The organism is Bradyrhizobium septentrionale (genome assembly GCF_011516645.4).
GTDB lineage: Bacteria > Pseudomonadota > Alphaproteobacteria > Rhizobiales > Xanthobacteraceae > Bradyrhizobium > Bradyrhizobium septentrionale.
Genome location: NZ_CP088285.1, coordinates 5811455 through 5827768, shown reverse-complemented (window position 1 = coordinate 5827768; position 16314 = coordinate 5811455). Strand labels below are relative to the sequence as shown.

Here is a 16314-nt window from a genome sequence, read left to right as displayed (position 1 = left end):
TATCGTGCCGCCACGCGAACCTAGCCGGCGGCACTCACAAGAGACACGCGACGATCCGGATTAGTTCCTGCCGCATGCCGCCGCGCCGTGTTGGTCCACACCAGACAAACAGGAGGCAGCACGATGACGATGAGGCCAGATCCCACGTTTCACGCGTCGCCGAAGCTTGCGATGGAAGCTCCGGCAGAGAACTTCGCCTACACGGTGCTGCTCAGCCCGGACTTTTCAAAGCCCGACGCGCTCGCCGTGATCGACGTCAAGCCGGGCTCGCCGACCTACAGCAAGATCGTCCACACCGTGACGATGCCCAACAAGGGCGACGAGTTTCACCATTTCGGCTGGAACGCGTGTTCATCGGCGTTGTCCCCGCTTGCGGGACATGCCTTCATCGAGCGCCGCTATCTCATCGTCCCCGGCATGCGGTCGTCGCGGATCTACATCATCGACACCAAGCCGGATCCGACGCAGGCCAAGATCCACAAGATCATCGAGCCCGAGGAGGTGTTCAGGAAGACCGGCTATTCGCGGCCGCATACGATCCACTGCGGACCGGACGGCATCTACGTCTCTACGCTCGGCGGCGGCGGCAAGGACGGCACGGATGGGCCGCCCGGCGTCTTCATCATGGACTGCGAGACCTTCGAGGTGCTCGGACGCTGGGAGATCGATCGCGGTCCCCAGACCAAGCACTATGACTTCTGGTGGAACCTGCCGCGCGACTACATGGTGAGCAGCGAATGGGCGCTGCCGCCGCAATTCGAGAACGGGATCGTGCCGGAGGATTTGCTCTCCAACAAATACGGCCATCGCCTCCACTTCTGGGATCTGCGCGCGCGGCGCAATGTCCAGACCATCGATCTCGGCGCCAATCATCAAATGGCGCTGGAGGTGCGTCCCGCGCACGATCCGGTTCGCGAATACGGCTTCGTCGGCGTCGTGGTCGACACCACCAACCTCGAAGGTTCGATCTGGACCTGGTGGCGCGAGGGCGGCAAGTTTCACATCGAGAAGACGGTGACGATCCCGCCCGAGCCCGCGCCGAAAGAGCAGCTGCCGCCGCTGCTGCAGGGTTTCGGCGCCGTGCCGCCGCTGGTGACCGACATCGATCTGTCGATGGACGACAAATTCCTTTACGTCGCCTGCTGGGCCACCGGCGAGATGCGCCAATACGATGTCAGCGAGCCGCGCAAGCCGAAGCTCGCCGGATCGGTCCGCATCGGCGGTATCGTCAACCGCACCCCGCATCCCAACGGACAGCCATTTGCCGGCGGTCCGCAAATGGTCGAGATCAGCCGCGACGGCAAGCGGGTCTACTGGACCAATTCGCTCTACTCGACCTGGGACGACCAGTTCTATCCGCAGGGCATTCCCGGCGCCGAGGTGATGGCGAATGCGAGCCCAGGCGGCGGGCTTGAACTGGCAAAGGACTATTGGGTCACCTTCCCCGACGGCTACCGCGCCCACCAGATCCGGCTCGACGGCGGTGACTGCTCGACGGATTCGTTCTGCTATCCATCGGCCTGAATGTGGGTGCAGCCGACTGGACACCGGCCTGGCTGTGGCTGGCGGTCATCGCGAGCGGACTCTACCACGGGATCAACCCGGGCATGGGCTGGCCGCTCGCGGTTTCAGCGGGTTTGATGCAAAGGAGTTCGCGCGCGCTGCTGGCCGCGCTCGGCCCGCTCGCAATCGGCCACCTGCTGGCGATGCTGCTCGTGATCCTGCCCTTTGCATTGCTCGTCACTCTTGTCGAATGGCAGCGCACGATCCGGATCGGCGCCAGCCTGCTTGTGATCTTGTTCGGCCTCTATCGGCTGATCGACCGGCGCCATCCACGAGCCTTGGCGCGGATACCACCGACGCAACTCGCCTTGTGGTCCTTCGCGGTGGCGATCGCCCACGGCGCGGCGCTGATGCTGGTGCCGATCTATCTGGGGCTCTGCCGCGAGGCTGCGCCGGACCAGGGCCACGCGGCCGCCAACAGCCTGATCGACACCAGCCTCACGATGGCCGTGCTGGTCTCCCTCGTCCATGCCGGCGCGATGATCGCCGCCGGTGGATGTCTGGCGTGGCTGGTCTACCGCTATCTGGGTCTCAAATTCGTGGCGCGGAGCTGGTTCAATCTGGACGCGGTTTGGGCGCTCAGCCTGGTGCTGGTCGGCGCCGTCGCGCTGGCCCTTGGTGTTTCGAGATAGTGCGGACTCGGCCGCCCGCCGGTAACGTGCAGGAGATAGTGGCGAAGTAAGGCGATAGATAACCCGTCATCCTGAGGTGCGAGCGGAGCGAGCCTCGAAGGATGTACGGCCCGCTCAGTGGCCGTCGACCCTTCGAGACGGTCGCTTCGCGACCTCCTCAGGATGACGGTCATGGTTCTGCATCACCGCAGCTTGCCGAGCAGCGCCATCAGCGTCTCGCGCTCCTTGGCGTCGAGCGGCGCCAATGTCTCCTTGGAGATCGTAAACGCGTTCGGCGCGGCCTTGTCGGCCATCTGCTGGCCCGCGCGCGTCAAACTGACCATCAGCCGGCGGCCGTCGTCGGGATCGGGCGAGGTTTCGGTCAGGCCGCGCGCGGTCAGGCGATCGATCACGCCCTTGATGGTCGCAACGTCCATCGAGGTCAGCCGCCCAAGCTGGTTCTGCGAGCAGGCTCCGACCTCCGACAGCTTCGACAGCGCGGCCCACTGCGTCGGCGTCAGGTTGATGCCGATCTCGCGGGCAAAGATCATGGCGTGGCGCTGCGACACCTGGCGCAGGATGAAGCCGATCTGCTCGTCCAGCACGTAACCCGGCTTCGCCGCCTTCCCGTTTCGCTTCTGTGCAGCACTCCTCGCCATCGTTCCACCCCACCCTTACAGCGACAGATGCGCGTCGCGGACATCCGGACGCGCATCGAGTTCCGCCATGGTGCCGCCGAAACAGATCCGGCCGCGCTCGATGATATAGGCGCGATCCGAGATCAGCCGGGCGAAATGCAAATTCTGCTCGGAGACGACGATGCTGACGCCTTCTTTCTTCATCGCCAGGATCGCATCGACCATCTGCTCGACGATCTTCGGCGACAGGCCCTCCGACGGCTCATCGAGCAGCACCAGCGACGGATTGCCCATCAGCGTGCGCGCGATCGTCAGCATCTGCTGCTCGCCGCCGCTCATGCGCCCGCCGGGCCGTCCCCGCATCTCGCCGAGGTTCGGAAACAGCTTGAACAGCTTGTCGCGGTCCCATTGCGGCGCGCCAGCCCGTTTCGGCTGGCGGCCGACCTCGAGATTTTCCTCGACCGTCAGATCGGTGAAGATGCGCCGCTCTTCCGGCACATAGCCGAGGCCGCCGCGCACGATCGCGTGCGTCGGCAGCTCCGACACGTCCCTGCCCTCGAACATGATGCGGCCGGAGCGGTTCTCGACCAGCCCGACGATGGAGCGGAACGTGGTCGACTTGCCGGCGCCGTTGCGCCCGAGCAATGCCACCACCTCGCCCTCGCCGACCTCGAGCGCGATGTCGAACAGGATGTGCGCCGGACCGTAGAAGCTGTTGAGGTCCTTCACCGTGAGCTTCATGCGGATGCTCCCTCGCGATGCCGCGCATCGTAAAGCAAGCCTTCGCCGAGATAGATCGCCCGCACCTGGGCGTTGCCGCGGACTTCCTCCGGCGAGCCTTCGGCGATCAGGCTGCCGCGGTTGAGCACCAGGATGCGGTCGGCATGTTCGAACACCACATCCATGTCGTGCTCGGTGAAGAGAACGCCGATCGACTGCTCGCGCGCGATCCGCGCGGTCAGCCGCATCAGCTCGACGCGCTCGCGCGGCGCCATGCCGGCGGTCGGCTCGTCCATCAGCAGCAGTTTTGGCTGGTTGGCGAGCGCGATCGCAAGCTCCAGCCGCTTGACGTCGCCATAGGCAAGCTCGCCGCAGGGCCGCTCCGCATAGGCGCCCATGCCGACCAGATCGAGCAGCCGTCCGGCCTCGCCGCGCGCCTGGCCCGCGGTCGAGGCCCACAGATTGAACAATTGCCCGCCATACGACACCAGCGCGACCTGCACGTTCTCGCGCACCGTCATGGTTGGGAACGTCGCCGCGATCTGGAAGGTGCGGCCGACGCCCATGCGCCAGATCACGCGCGGCTTCTTGCCGGTGGTCTCCGCCCCGAGCACGCGGATGCGGCCGCTATCGGGAATATTCTGGCCGTTGAGCATGTCGAAGCAGGTGCTCTTGCCGGCGCCGTTCGGCCCGATCAGCGCCAGGATCTCGCCGGCGCGCAGTTCGAAGGAGACGCCGCGCACGGCATGCACGCCGCCATAGGACTTCGTCAGCCCTTCGACCGATAGCAATGTGGGGGCCATGCTCATTCGGCGGTCTCGATGCGGGAGGTGAGCAGCGGTGACGATGACGATCCGGATTTGCGCCGGCGATGCAGCAATGCTTCCAGCGTGCCGACGATACCCTTAGGGAAGGCGACCACGATCAGCACGACAAAGCCGCCGAGCACGAGCTTGGAGAGATCGGTCTGGCTGACCAGCCAGATGTTGAGCGCCTTGTAGACGATCGCCCCGACCACCGCGCCCGATACGGTCTCGACTCCGCCGAGCAGCACCATGACCAGCGCATCGACCGACAGCGAGATGCCCATGTTGTCGGGGAATACGCTGCCCTTGAGGTAGGCGAACAGCGCGCCGGCGAGACCGGCGACCGTGCCCGCGATCACGAAGGCAGTCCACTGGATGCGCTTGCCGTTGATGCCGATCGCTTCGCTGCGCAGCGGAGAGTCGCGCGTGGCGCGTAGCGCAAAGCCGAACGGCGAGAACACGATGACGCGGAGGATCACGACCGCGAGCGCGGCAATCCCGAGCGACAGCCAGTAGAAATGCGCCGGGCTCGCCGCCCAGCTCGACGGCCAGACCCCGAGAATGCCGTTGTCGCCGCCGGTCACCGACACCCACTGGAACGCGATCGACCAGACGATCTGGGCAAAGGCCAGCGTCAGCATCGCGAAATAGACCCCGGAGAGCTGCACCGCGAAGAAGCCGAACACGGCCGCACCGAGCAGCCCGAGCAAGGGGCCCAGCAGCAGGCAGGCGATCATCGGCAGGCCCGCCATCTTGGCGAGCAGCGCCACGCCATAGGAGCCGAGGCCGAAATAGGCCGCATGGCCGAACGAGGCGAGCCCGCCGACCGACATCAGGAAGTGCAGGCTGACCGCGAAGATCACGAAGATCGCGATCTCCGAGCCGACCGTGAGCACGTAATTGCCGGCGACGAACGGCAGCGCGGCGGCGACGACGAGCACGGCGATCGCGGCGATCCGCTCGTTCGCCGTCAGCGGCCGCCACGGATTGACCGTGAGGCCCGGCGTGCGCCGCGCCGGCGCCTCCGGCTTGCCGAACAGTCCCCAGGGACGGACGATCAGCACCACCGCCATCACCAGGAAAACCAGGATGATGGAGATCTTCGGGAAGATCAGGATGCCGAAGGCGTTGAGCTCCGACACCAGCACCGCGGCGACAAAGGCGCCGATGATGCTGCCGAGGCCGCCGATCACCACCACGACGAAGACCTCGACGATAATGCGCAGATCCATCGCGTGATGCACGGCATCCCGCGGAATCTGCAGTGCGCCGCCGAGCGCGGCGAGGAAGACGCCGACCGCGAACACGCTGGTGAACAGCCATTTCTGATTGACGCCGAGCGCTGCGACCATGTCGCGGTCCTGCGTCGCCGCGCGCACCAGGATGCCCCAGCGGGTGCGTTGGAACAGCAGCCAGAGGACGCCGAGCACGACGGGGCCGAGCACGATCAGGAACAGATCGTAGCTTGGAATGTTCTGGCCGAAGAAATCGACCGCGCCCTTGAAGCCCGGCGCGCGGCGCCCGACCAGATCGTCCGGGCCCCAGATCAACACCACGAGGTCTTCGACCATCAGCGTCAAGCCGAAGGTGGCGAGCAACTGGAACAGCTCGGGAGCATGATAGATCCGGCGCAGCAGCACCATCTCGACCAGCACGCCGATCGCAGCAACCGCCAGCGCCGCGATCACGACGCCGCCCCAGAAGCCGAGCGCGCCGGCGAAGCGCTCGGTCAGCGTGAACGCGACATAGGCGCCGAGCATATAGAACGCGCCATGCGCGAAATTCACGATCCGCGTCACCCCGAAGATGATCGACAGACCCGAAGCGACCAGGAACAGCGACGCCGCGCTGGCAAGACCGGTCAGGAACTGGACGATATAGAAGGCCATGGGCGGTCCGCGTTGGAGTGTCTGTTCACCTCGCCCCGCCTGCGGGGAGAGGTCGAATTCAAGCGCCAGCTTGAATTCGGGTGAGGGGGACTCTCCACGCGCTCGCTCGCGGAGATAGCCCCTCACCCCAACCCTCTCCCCGTAAGAACGGGGAGAGGGAGAAGTTCAAACGTCTCCCCGCACAAATCCGGGGAGTAGCAACCAACCTCAATCCTTCGGCCGCAGCTTCTCGATCTCGGCGTCGCTGGGCAAATAGTCCGAGCCCTTGCGATAGGCGCTGTCGACCATGATGCCCTTGCCGTCCTTCAGCGCGGTCTTGCCGGTGAAGGCGCCGAGCGTCGACTGGTGATCGATCTTGCGGAAGGTGATCTCGCCGAACGGCGACGGCATCGAGATGCCCTCAGCCGCCGCGATCAGCTTCTCCGGATCGGTCGAGCCGGCTTTCGCAAGGATCGCCGCTGCCGCCTTGATGGTCTGGTAGCCGACGATCGAGCCAAGCCGCGGATAGTCGTTGTACTTGGCCTGGTAGGCCTTCAGGAACGCATCGTGCTCGGGCGTCTTGATCGAATACCAGGGATATCCGGTGACGATCCATCCCTCCGGCGTCTCGTCCTTCAGCGGATCGAGATATTCCGGCTCGCCGGTCAGGAAGCTGACGACCTTGCGGTCCTTGAACAGGCCGCGGGTGTTGCCCTCGCGCACGAGCTTCACGAGGTCGGCGCCGAAGGTGACGTTGAGGATCGCCTCCGGGTTCGCCGCGGCCACCGCCTGCACCACCGGGCCGGCGTCGATCTTGCCCTGCGGCGGCCACTGCTCGTCGACCCACTGGATGTCGGGCCGCTTCTCCGACATCAGCTTCTTGAACACCGCGACCGCCGACTGACCGTATTCATAGTTCGGCGCGATCGTCGCCCAGCGTTTTGCGGGAAGCTTCGCCGCTTCTTCAACCAGCATCGCGGCCTGCATATAGTTGGAGGGACGCAGGCGGAACGTGTAGCGGTTGCCCTTCGACCAGGTGATGGCGTCGGTCAAAGGCTCGGCGGCGAGGAAAAACACTTTCTTCTGATTTGCAAAATCGCTGACGGCGAGGCCGATATTGGAGAGGAAGGTGCCGGTGAGCATCGCGACGTTCTCGCTCGACACCAGCTCGTTCGCCGCGGTCTGCGCATCCGCCGGCTTGCCGCCGTCATCCTTGGAGATGACCACGAGCTTCTTGCCGTTGATGCCGCCGGCCGCGTTGATCTCTTCCACTGCCAGCTGCCAGCCCTTGCGATAGGGCTCGGTGAACGCCGGCAGCAGGGAATAAGAGTTGATCTCGCCGACCTTGATCTCGCTCTGCGCCATGGCCTGCGATGTCATGGCGCTCGTTGCCATGGTCGCGACCGCGATCGCCAATCCCGCCCCTACGAAATATCCACGCATCCCGTCCTCCAGTTGTTCTGCAAAAGAGATTATCGCAATCCGTCTTCGCCCTTGACCTCATCGACCGTCAGCCCGCCGACGCGTGGCAGCGGCCGCCCGCTGTCGGTCACCGCGACCGCGACCATGATCTCGTTGGCCCGCGGCGCGTCGTTGATCTGCACCTCCATGCCGTCGAAATGGCTGCGCACGAAGGCCGCGTCCTTGTGCCCGAGCGGAATATCGAGCGTGGTGCCGGGGCCCGAGCGCTTCTTCGACGACGGGATCAGCGCCGCGCCCTTCGACAGCACCTTGCGCACCGGCGCGCCCATCTTGGGATGAAGGATCGCGGCCGCGTGCTCGAGCTCGCCATTCTCGCCGACGGCGGCGGCCTTGCCGTAGCTGTGCGCCTTGGCGCCATCGATGCCGAGCGCGGCCACCGCCCGCTTCGAGAGCAGTTCGCCAAGCTCCTCGCCGATCGCGATCAGCGGCGACAGATCCTCGACATAGCGGCCGGCAAAGGGGTTTTCGATCACCGCGATCGCGGCGGCGCGCCGGGTCGGCGGCGCAATGGTCTTGCCCATCTCCAGATGGGTCTCCTCGACCACGGTGACGATCTTGCGAATGACGGCGCTCATCGTATCAGCCTCGCTCCCGGTCATGCCCGCAGCATGTTGTCTGTCGTTCGTCCCTGAAACGCGTGCGACGCCGGCGTCCCGCTGCCAGTTGCACCGACAATTCGCGTTTCGCCCAGTAGACGCAATGCCGCGCCCTCGATCAATCCCGACGTCAGGAGGTCGCGCGCCCGCGCCGCCCCCGCCTCGAGCGCCTGCTCGATCTCGTGTTCCGCCAGGGGCCCGACATCGCGCGTCACCAGCCGTGCGCCGAGGTCGCTGTCCGGCTGCAACTCGCACGCCGGAACGCGCAGGATCGCCGGATGACCCGGCAAATCGACATCATTGGCGATCACGGTCGCCGCAGCATCGGCCTGCGACGCGGTGCGCGCCAGCACGGTGACGGCATCGGCGATGCCGAGCGAGAAGCTGCGGCCGTGGCGGCCGCTGGTGGCGATGCCGCGGACCGGCATGTCGCTATCGACGGTCATGGTGCGCATCACGCCATGGCGGTCCGGCCGATCCATCAGGCCGACGGTGAATTGTTCGCCATGGCCGAGATGCAGGGCGATATCGCCGCCATTGTTGACATAGGCACGATCGAGCGTTGCCGTCTGCAGCATCGCGCCGAGGATTTCCTCGGCAACCGAGCCCGCGACGGCCGCCATCGGCGTGATGAAACAACCGGGGGCAAACGGCGCGACCGCCGCGTGCATGCGCTGCGCGATCACGCCCTTCAGCGCGCATCGCCGCGGATCAGCCGCGCTGCGCAACTCTGGGAGTTCAGTGCACAATTCATCGAGCAAACCGGTGAAGCGCTCCGCGGCGGCCCGATAGGCGGCAGTCACGTCCACATCCCTGCCCTTGGCCTCGACGACCAGATCAATCGGGCCGTCCTGCAAATGCAGCCGCTTTCCGTCAGGAAGAAGCGCGATTTGCGGAAGCCTGGTCATGCGCGCCGCCCGGAAAGATACGGCATCGGCCTGACCTCGGCGCTGTCCCGCAACGAGGACAGCGGCCGGACATAATCCATATGGCCGCCGAGCGCCGCATAGTCGGACAGTTTCATCGTGAATTCGATCGGCGCCACCAGCGCCGGCGTCGGCACGTAGCCGAAGGCGCCGGCCGGCATTTGCGTCACATCGACCATGAAAGTGATGCCGCCGCCGGGCCAGACATAGACCGGTGCGCCGCCGCTGGTCACCCGCGTCAGCGCGTCCTTGACCGAGCGGGTCAGCCGCACCGGGTTGTCGGTGACGCCGGCGCGCAGCGATCCGCCGGCGCCGCCCATGAACAGCACGGTGCACAGCGCCGGTTCGCAATTTTCCTGGATGCGCTCGACCGAAAATTTGAGGTCCGCCGGCATCTCGGTCTCGACCGGCTTCAGCGCCCCGTCGAGCACGTAGTAGGAGGCATGCTCGCCGGTGGTCGAGACCATCAGCATGGTGAGCCCGGGCCGCGCCTCCTTGGCATTGAAGGGACCGAGGATCGACAGCGGATCGGAGATGTTGGTGCCGCCCCATCCGGTGCCGGGATCGGCGACCTGGAAATAGCGGCCGGGCGTCGAACGCCGGCCCTTCATCTTGATACCGGTGTCGGCGATGTCGAGCAGCTTGCCGGCCTGGTGCTCGCTGAGCACGCCGGTGATATGGTCGTCGACCACCACGACTTCATCGACCTTGCCGTGCCATTGCTTGGCGAACATGCCGATGGTCGCCGAGCCGCAGCCGACCCGCATGCGCTCTTCCGCCACACCATTGACGATCGGCGGCTGGCCCGCCTGAACCACGACCGTGGCGCCGCCATCGATCACAAGCTCCACCGCCTTGCAGTTGGACAGATCCATCAGCGTGTCGCAGGTGACGCGGCCCTCCTTCTTGGAGCCGCCGGTCAGATGATGCACGCCGCCAAGCGAAAGCATCTGCGAGCCATATTCGCTGGTCGTGACATGGCCGACCGCCTCGCCCTCCGCGCGGACAATAGCGGTTTCCGGGCCGAGATAGCGGTCGGTGTCGATCTTCACCTTGACGCCGCAATAGGAGAAAATGCCTTCGGTCACGACTGTGACCATGTCGACGCCGTCAACCTCCGACCACACGATGAAAGGCGCCGGCTTGTAGTCCGGATAGGTGGTTCCGGCGCCGATCGCGGTGACGAAGAGATCGGGCTGGCGGACGATCTTGCCGTCCCAGTCGCCGCTCACCTGGAACGGCACCAGCTTGCCGCCATGCGAGACGGTGCGCTCCAGCACTACATGCGGATCGACACGCACCAGCGTGCCATCGTGGTTGGCGTAGCGATCGCAGGCGCCGGCCGCGCCCGGCTTGATGTAGCACATCACCGGACAGGCATCGCAGCGAATCTTGTCGCCGGCGGCGACGGTCATTGTGTCAGCCATCGTGACCAAGCCTCGACTTGCGGGGACGGTCGATCATACTGCGCTTCCGCTTCCCGCCCATATCATTCGTATACGAATGATCCTGCGCGCGAGCTTGAGACCTGTCAAGCGGCCTTTGCAATCAAACCCTGCCATTCGCTTGCGCACCCTGTTCATAAAGCGTGCACTCGCTGCAGCGCGGCATGCCGCCGCTTGCACGTTTGTATACAAACGTTATCCTCATCCGCGATTTGGACGCTGGCGCCTTGCAGCGCAAACATCAGGGGAGAACCGGGGCAATGCGCCTGACCGTGAACGGCAGGAATCTCGATGTCGACGCCGCTCCCGACACCGCATTGCTTTACGTGCTGCGCAACGACCTCGCATTGAACGGACCGAAATATGGCTGCGGGCTCGGCGAGTGCGGCGCCTGCGCGGTGCTGATCGACGGCGTCGCCGCACGTTCCTGCGTGATTCCGATCGAAGGCTGCGCGGGACGCAGCATCGTCACGCTCGAAGGTCTCGGCAGCCGCGAGCATCCCGACCCGGTGCAGGATGCCTTCATCCGCGAACAGGCCGCACAGTGCGGCTATTGCCTGAACGGCATGATCATCACCACCAAGGCGCTGCTGACGCGCAACCCGAACCCTTCCGAGCATGAGGTGCTGGAAGCACTGCGCTACAATCTCTGCCGCTGCGGCGCGCATATCGAGATCGTCCGCGCGGCCATGCGCGCGGCCGGCCACGCGCTCGAGGCGCGCGATTGATGGCGGGATCGGAGCAACGCATGCGCGGCTCGCTGTCCGTCGTTCGCCCCGCGGTGCTCGGCGCGGAAGGCGCGTTCGAGACCTTCATCGCCATCACCGCCGACGGTTCGGTCAATGCCTATAACGGCCATGTCGATCTCGGCACCGGCATCCGCACCGCGCTCGGGCAGATCGTTGCCGAAGAACTCGACGTGTCGTTTGCCCGCGTCGTCGTGATCCTCGGTGACACCGCCGTGGTGCCGAACCAGGGCGCGACGATCGCGAGCGAAACCATCCAGATCACCGCCGCTCCCTTGCGCAAGGCCGCGGCGCAGGCGCGGCATTTCCTGCTCGCGCGCGCGGCCGAGCGGCTCGAGCTGCCGGTCGACGAACTCACGATCGAGGACGGCCTGGTCCGCGGTCACGATAATCGCAGCGTCAGCTATGGCGAGTTGATCGCGGACGAGACCATCCGGCTCGAGCTCGCCGACGACGTTCCGGTCAAGGCCGTCAGTGCCTATTCCGTCGTCGGCAAGTCGGTGCCGCGGGTCGACCTGCCGGCGAAGGCCACCGGCGAGCTCGTCTATGTCCACGATGTGCGTGTATCCGGCATGCTGCACGGCCGTGTCGTCCGCCCGCCTTACGCCGGCGTCGATGCCGGCCCGTTCGTCGGCACCAGCCTGATCGCGGTCGACGAGGATTCGGTGCGCGACATCCCCGGCCTCGTCGCGGTGGTGCGGATCGGCGATTTCGTCGGCGTCGTCGCCGAGCGCGAGGAGAACGCGATCAAGGCCGCCGCGCTGCTCAAGGTGAGCTGGAAGCCGGGACCGGCGCTGACCGATCTTGCCGACATCGAGAAGGCGCTGCGCGCCAATCCCTCGACGCCGCGCCAGCTGATCGACAAGGGCGACGTCGATGCCGCGATCAAGGCTGCCGCCAAGCCGATGCAACGGACCTACCTCTGGCCCTACCAGATGCACGGCTCGATCGGGCCGTCCTGCGCGGTCGCCGACTACGGCGAGGGCGCGATCCGCGTCTGGTCCGGCACGCAGAACCCGCACATCCTGCGCAGCGATCTGGCGCTGCTGATCCAGCGACCGGAATCCGAGATCGAAGTCGTCAGGATGGAGGCCGCCGGCTGTTACGGCCGCAACTGCGCCGACGACGTCTCCGCCGATGCGCTGTTGCTGTCGCGCGCGGTCGGCCGCCCGGTGCGCGTGCAGCTGACCCGCGAGCAGGAGCATGCCTGGGAGCCGAAGGGCACCGCGCAGCTGATGGACGTCAATGGCGGGCTCAACGCCGACGGCAGCGTCGCCGGTTACAATTTTTCCACGCGCTATCCGTCGAACGGCGCGCCGACGCTGGCGCTGCTGCTCACCGGGCGGATCGCGCCTGAAGCCGCCGTGTTCGAGATGGGCGACCGCACCGCGATCCCGCCCTACGACTACGAGAATATGCGCGTCGTCGCCAACGACATGCCGCCGATCGTGCGCGCCTCCTGGTTTCGCGGCGTGTCGGCGCTGCCGAACACCTTTGCGCATGAATCCTATATCGACGAGCTTGCCGCCGAGGCCAAAGTCGATCCGATCGAGTACCGGCTGCGCTATCTGAAGGACAAGCGCGCGATCGACCTCGTCAACGCGGTTGCCGAACGCGCCGGCTGGACGCCGCGCCCGGTGCGCGAGGCGCCCGAGGCGGAAGGCGACATCGTCCGCGGCCGCGGCTTTGCCTATGCGCTCTACGTGCACAGCAAGTTTCCCGGCTATGGTGCGGCATGGTCGGCCTGGATTGCCGACGTCGCGGTCAACAAGGCGACCGGCGATGTCAGCGTGACGCGCGTCGTCGCCGGCCAGGATTCCGGATTGATGATCAATCCGGAAGGGGTACGGCATCAGATCGAAGGCAATGTCATCCAGTCGACCAGCCGCGCGCTGATGGAAGAAGTCTCCTTCGAGCGAGGCGCGGTGGCGGCGCGGGAATGGGGCGCCTACCCCATCATCCAATTCCCCGATCTGCCCAAGGTCGATGTGTTGATGCTGCCGCGGCAGGACCAGCCACCGCTCGGCGTCGGCGAGTCCGCCTCGGTGCCGAGCGCCGCCGCGATCGCCAACGCGATCTATGACGCGACCGGCGTGCGCTTCCGCGAATTGCCGTTCACGCCGGAACGCATTTTGAAGGGGCTGTACGGCGAACAGCCCGCTGCGCCGGCGCCGCTTCCGCCACCTGCGCAGACGGCTGACCTCAACAGATGGCAGAATCCGTTTGCAAAGCGCGGCGGCCTCCTCGCTGGCATTGCCGCGCTCTGCGCCGCCGCCATCGGGATCGGCGCGGCCGTATTGCCCTGGCGCGCGATCGCGCCGATCGCCCGGCCCGATGCCTCGGTCTATTCCACCGCGACAATCGCGCGCGGCAAGCAGCTCGCAGGGCTTGGCGCCTGCGCCGTCTGTCACACCTCGGAGCATGGCATCGTGAACGCCGGCGGCCGGCCGCTCGAGACGCCGTTCGGCGTCATCACCACGACCAACATCACGCCCGACATCGACACCGGGATCGGCGCCTGGTCCTATCCCGCCTTCGAGCGTGCGATGCGCGAGGGCATTCATCGCGACGGACGCCATCTCTATCCGGCATTTCCGTACACGCATTTCGCCAGGACCAGTGATGCCGATCTGCAGGCGCTCTACGCCTATCTGATGGCGCAGGCGCCGGTGCGCGCCGAAACTCCTCGCAATGCGTTGCCCTTTCCGTTCAGCCTGCGCCCGCTGCTCGCTGGATGGAATGCGCTGTTCCATCAGCCTGATACGTTCCAGCCTGATCGATCGAAATCGGAAATCTGGAATCGCGGTGCCTATCTGATCGAAGGTCTCGGCCATTGCAGCGCCTGCCACTCGCCGCGCAATGCGCTCGGCGCCGAACGGCAGGCCGCCTATCTCGCCGGCGGCTTCGCCGAGGGCTGGGAGGCGCCGGCACTGACGTCGCTGTCGAAGGCGCCGATCCCCTGGAGCGAGGACGAGCTTTACGCCTATTTGCGCACCGGCGAGTCCCGCTTCCACGGCGTTGCCGCGGGACCGATGGCGCCGGTCGTGCAGGAGCTCGCCGCGCTGCCCGATCAGGACATCCGCGCGATGGCGGTCTACCTCGCCTCGTTCAACGAGCCGGCCGATCGGCCGGCTCACGATGCCCTGGTTGCCAAGCTCGAAACCGCCACCGCCGTCACCACCGCGGCGTCGGCCGGCGCGCGGATCTATCAAGGCGCCTGCGCCGTCTGCCATGAGGTCGGCGGACCGCCGCTGTTCGGCAGCCGGCCATCGCTGGCGCTCAACAGCAATCTGCACAGCGATGTCCCCGACAATCTGATCCAGGTGATCATGCACGGCATCGCCAAGCCTGCCGTGACCGATCTCGGCTACATGCCGGCCTTCAGGGACAGCATGAGCGACGGCCAGGTCGCCGAGCTCGTCACGTTCCTGCGGCGGCAATTTGCCCCGGGCAAGCCGGAATGGACCGATGTCGCCGCATCGGTCGGCCGTATACGGCAGACCATAGCGCGCTGACCTGCCATGTTCCGCCCGATACCCACTGGGCGGGCGGCGCCCGGCAGGCTAAGGTTCCCGCATGACCGTGACAGATATCGCGACCCGGACCTACAACCATGGCTGGCGGCTCGACCCGATCGTGCGCAGCCTGCTGGACACCGATTTCTACAAGCTGTTGATGCAGCAGATGATCCGGGAATGCTATCCGGACACGCGCACGACCTTTTCGGTGATCAACCGCTCGACCCATATCCGGCTTGCCGAGGTCATCGACGAGGGCGAGCTGCGCGCCCAGCTCGACCACGCCCGCACCATCCGCTTCACCAAGAAGGAATTGATCTGGCTCGCCGGCAACACGTTCTACGGCAAGACCCAGATGTTCTCGCCCGATTTCATCAACTGGCTCTCGGCCTTCCGCCTGCCCGAATACGAGCTGCACAAGGTCGACGGCCAGTATGAACTGCATTTCCACGGGCCGTGGACCCACACCACGATGTGGGAGATCCCTGCGCTCGCGATCCTCAATGAGTTGCGCTCGCGCGCCGCGACCAAGACCTACGGCCGCTTCGCGCTCGACGTGCTCTATGCCCGCGCCAAGGCCAAGCTGTGGGCGAAGGTCGAGCGGCTGCGCAAGCTGGACGGCCTGCGGCTGTCCGATTTCGGCACGCGCCGTCGCCACGGTTTCCTCTGGCAGCGCTGGTGCGTCGAGGCGGTGAAGGAAGGCCTCGGTCCGTCCTTCACCGGAACGTCGAACGTGCTGCTCGCGATGGACAATGACCTCGAGGCGATCGGCACCAACGCCCATGAGCTGCCGATGGTGGCCGCCGCGCTCGCCAACGACGACGAGGCGCTGCGCTGGGCGCCCTATCGCATCCTCGACCAGTGGCGCCACACCTATGGCGGCAACCTGCTGATCGCCCTGCCCGATGCCTTCGGCACCAAGCCGTTCCTGCGCGACGCGCCCGACTGGGTCGCCGACTGGACCGGCTTTCGTCCCGACAGCGCGCCGCCGATCACGGCCGGCGAAGACATCATCAAGTGGTGGAAGCAGAAGGGCCGCGATCCCAAGGAGAAGCTATTGGTGTTCTCCGACGCGATGGACGTCGGCTCGATCGAGGAGACGTTCCAGCACTTCAAGGGACGCGTGCGCGTCAGCTTCGGCTGGGGCACCAACCTCACCAACGATTTCGTCGGCTGCGCGCCCGACGGCACCGCGGCCCTCGATCCGATCTCGATCGTCTGCAAGGTGACGTCGGTCGATGGGCGGCCGGCTGTGAAGCTCTCCGACAATCCGGAGAAGGCGACCGGCATCCCGTCCGAGGTCGAGCGCTATTTGCGCGTGTTCGGCAATGTCGGCCGTGTTCGCACCGCAGTTCACGTCTAAATCAACACACCGATCACTCCGATCGACTGACC

The 16314-nt window shown here is 65.9% G+C and carries 13 protein-coding genes; 5 read left to right on the top strand and 8 right to left on the bottom strand.

The genetic code is table 11. The annotated features are described in order from the left end of the window. Positions 1 to 123 precede the first annotated feature (123 nt). Positions 124 to 1524, top strand: coding sequence for a selenium-binding protein SBP56-related protein (locus HAP48_RS29645; protein ID WP_166203316.1), 1401 nt, complete (start codon positions 124 to 126; stop codon positions 1522 to 1524). 2 nt (positions 1525 to 1526) lie between these two features. Beyond that, positions 1527 to 2195, top strand: a complete 669-nt coding sequence (locus tag HAP48_RS29640) for a hypothetical protein (protein ID WP_166203314.1) — start codon at positions 1527 to 1529, stop codon at positions 2193 to 2195. Between the two features lie 182 nt (positions 2196 to 2377). On the opposite strand, the gene HAP48_RS29635 is transcribed toward HAP48_RS29640, so the two are convergent. The 8 genes from HAP48_RS29635 to HAP48_RS29600 form a co-directional block, all read right to left on the bottom strand. Continuing rightward, positions 2378 to 2833 (bottom strand): MarR family winged helix-turn-helix transcriptional regulator, encoded by a 456-nt coding sequence (locus tag HAP48_RS29635; RefSeq protein WP_029078198.1) that lies wholly within the window; start codon positions 2831 to 2833, stop codon positions 2378 to 2380. A 15-nt stretch (positions 2834 to 2848) separates the two neighbouring features. Next, on the bottom strand, positions 2849 to 3553 hold the full coding sequence (locus HAP48_RS29630; protein WP_166203312.1) for an ABC transporter ATP-binding protein: 705 nt from the start codon (positions 3551 to 3553) through the stop codon (positions 2849 to 2851). Beyond that, complete coding sequence (locus HAP48_RS29625; protein ID WP_166203310.1) at positions 3550 to 4341, bottom strand: ABC transporter ATP-binding protein; 792 nt, start codon at positions 4339 to 4341, stop codon at positions 3550 to 3552. The genes HAP48_RS29630 and HAP48_RS29625 overlap by 4 nt, the downstream gene beginning before the upstream one ends. Continuing rightward, entirely contained in the window at positions 4338 to 6227 is a 1890-nt protein-coding gene (locus HAP48_RS29620) for an ABC transporter permease (protein WP_166203308.1), read from the bottom strand. The genes HAP48_RS29625 and HAP48_RS29620 overlap by 4 nt, the downstream gene beginning before the upstream one ends. Before the next feature lie 207 nt (positions 6228 to 6434). After that, on the bottom strand, positions 6435 to 7649 hold the full coding sequence (locus HAP48_RS29615; protein WP_166203306.1) for an ABC transporter substrate-binding protein: 1215 nt from the start codon (positions 7647 to 7649) through the stop codon (positions 6435 to 6437). Between the two features lie 29 nt (positions 7650 to 7678). After that, the gene (locus HAP48_RS29610) at positions 7679 to 8263 is read right to left on the bottom strand and encodes an amino acid synthesis family protein (protein WP_029078203.1); all 585 of its coding nucleotides are present in this window, start codon (positions 8261 to 8263) and stop codon (positions 7679 to 7681) included. A gap of 20 nt (positions 8264 to 8283) precedes the next feature. Next, positions 8284 to 9192 (bottom strand): UPF0280 family protein, encoded by a 909-nt coding sequence (locus tag HAP48_RS29605; protein WP_166203304.1) that lies wholly within the window; start codon positions 9190 to 9192, stop codon positions 8284 to 8286. After that, the gene (locus tag HAP48_RS29600) at positions 9189 to 10637 is read right to left on the bottom strand and encodes a 6-hydroxynicotinate reductase (RefSeq protein ID WP_166203302.1); all 1449 of its coding nucleotides are present in this window, start codon (positions 10635 to 10637) and stop codon (positions 9189 to 9191) included. The genes HAP48_RS29605 and HAP48_RS29600 overlap by 4 nt, the downstream gene beginning before the upstream one ends. A 278-nt stretch (positions 10638 to 10915) precedes the next feature. Between HAP48_RS29600 and HAP48_RS29595 the strand changes: the two genes are divergently transcribed. From HAP48_RS29595 to pncB, 3 genes are all read left to right on the top strand, one after another. Then, positions 10916 to 11383, top strand: a complete 468-nt coding sequence (locus HAP48_RS29595; RefSeq protein ID WP_166203300.1) for a (2Fe-2S)-binding protein — start codon at positions 10916 to 10918, stop codon at positions 11381 to 11383. Between the two features lie 20 nt (positions 11384 to 11403). Further along, positions 11404 to 14916 carry a molybdopterin cofactor-binding domain-containing protein gene (locus tag HAP48_RS29590; RefSeq protein WP_224496671.1) on the top strand — a complete coding sequence of 1171 codons (3513 nt, stop codon included), beginning with the start codon at positions 11404 to 11406 and terminating at the stop codon, positions 14914 to 14916. Between the two features lie 61 nt (positions 14917 to 14977). Then, on the top strand, positions 14978 to 16282 hold the full coding sequence (pncB, locus tag HAP48_RS29585; protein ID WP_166203296.1) for a nicotinate phosphoribosyltransferase: 1305 nt from the start codon (positions 14978 to 14980) through the stop codon (positions 16280 to 16282). The last annotated feature ends 32 nt before the right edge of the window (positions 16283 to 16314 follow it).

Coding starts and splice junctions, on each gene's coding strand:
- HAP48_RS29645 (WP_166203316.1), top strand. CDS start 124: ATGACGATGAGGCCAGATCCCACGTTTCACGCGTCGCCGAAGCTTGCG.
- HAP48_RS29635 (WP_029078198.1), bottom strand. CDS start 2,833: ATGGCGAGGAGTGCTGCACAGAAGCGAAACGGGAAGGCGGCGAAGCCG.
- HAP48_RS29630 (WP_166203312.1), bottom strand. CDS start 3,553: ATGAAGCTCACGGTGAAGGACCTCAACAGCTTCTACGGTCCGGCGCAC.
- HAP48_RS29625 (WP_166203310.1), bottom strand. CDS start 4,341: ATGAGCATGGCCCCCACATTGCTATCGGTCGAAGGGCTGACGAAGTCC.
- HAP48_RS29620 (WP_166203308.1), bottom strand. CDS start 6,227: ATGGCCTTCTATATCGTCCAGTTCCTGACCGGTCTTGCCAGCGCGGCG.
- HAP48_RS29615 (WP_166203306.1), bottom strand. CDS start 7,649: ATGCGTGGATATTTCGTAGGGGCGGGATTGGCGATCGCGGTCGCGACC.
- HAP48_RS29610 (WP_029078203.1), bottom strand. CDS start 8,263: ATGAGCGCCGTCATTCGCAAGATCGTCACCGTGGTCGAGGAGACCCAT.
- HAP48_RS29605 (WP_166203304.1), bottom strand. CDS start 9,192: ATGACCAGGCTTCCGCAAATCGCGCTTCTTCCTGACGGAAAGCGGCTG.
- HAP48_RS29600 (WP_166203302.1), bottom strand. CDS start 10,637: ATGGCTGACACAATGACCGTCGCCGCCGGCGACAAGATTCGCTGCGAT.
- HAP48_RS29595 (WP_166203300.1), top strand. CDS start 10,916: ATGCGCCTGACCGTGAACGGCAGGAATCTCGATGTCGACGCCGCTCCC.
- HAP48_RS29590 (WP_224496671.1), top strand. CDS start 11,404: ATGCGCGGCTCGCTGTCCGTCGTTCGCCCCGCGGTGCTCGGCGCGGAA.
- pncB (WP_166203296.1), top strand. CDS start 14,978: ATGACCGTGACAGATATCGCGACCCGGACCTACAACCATGGCTGGCGG.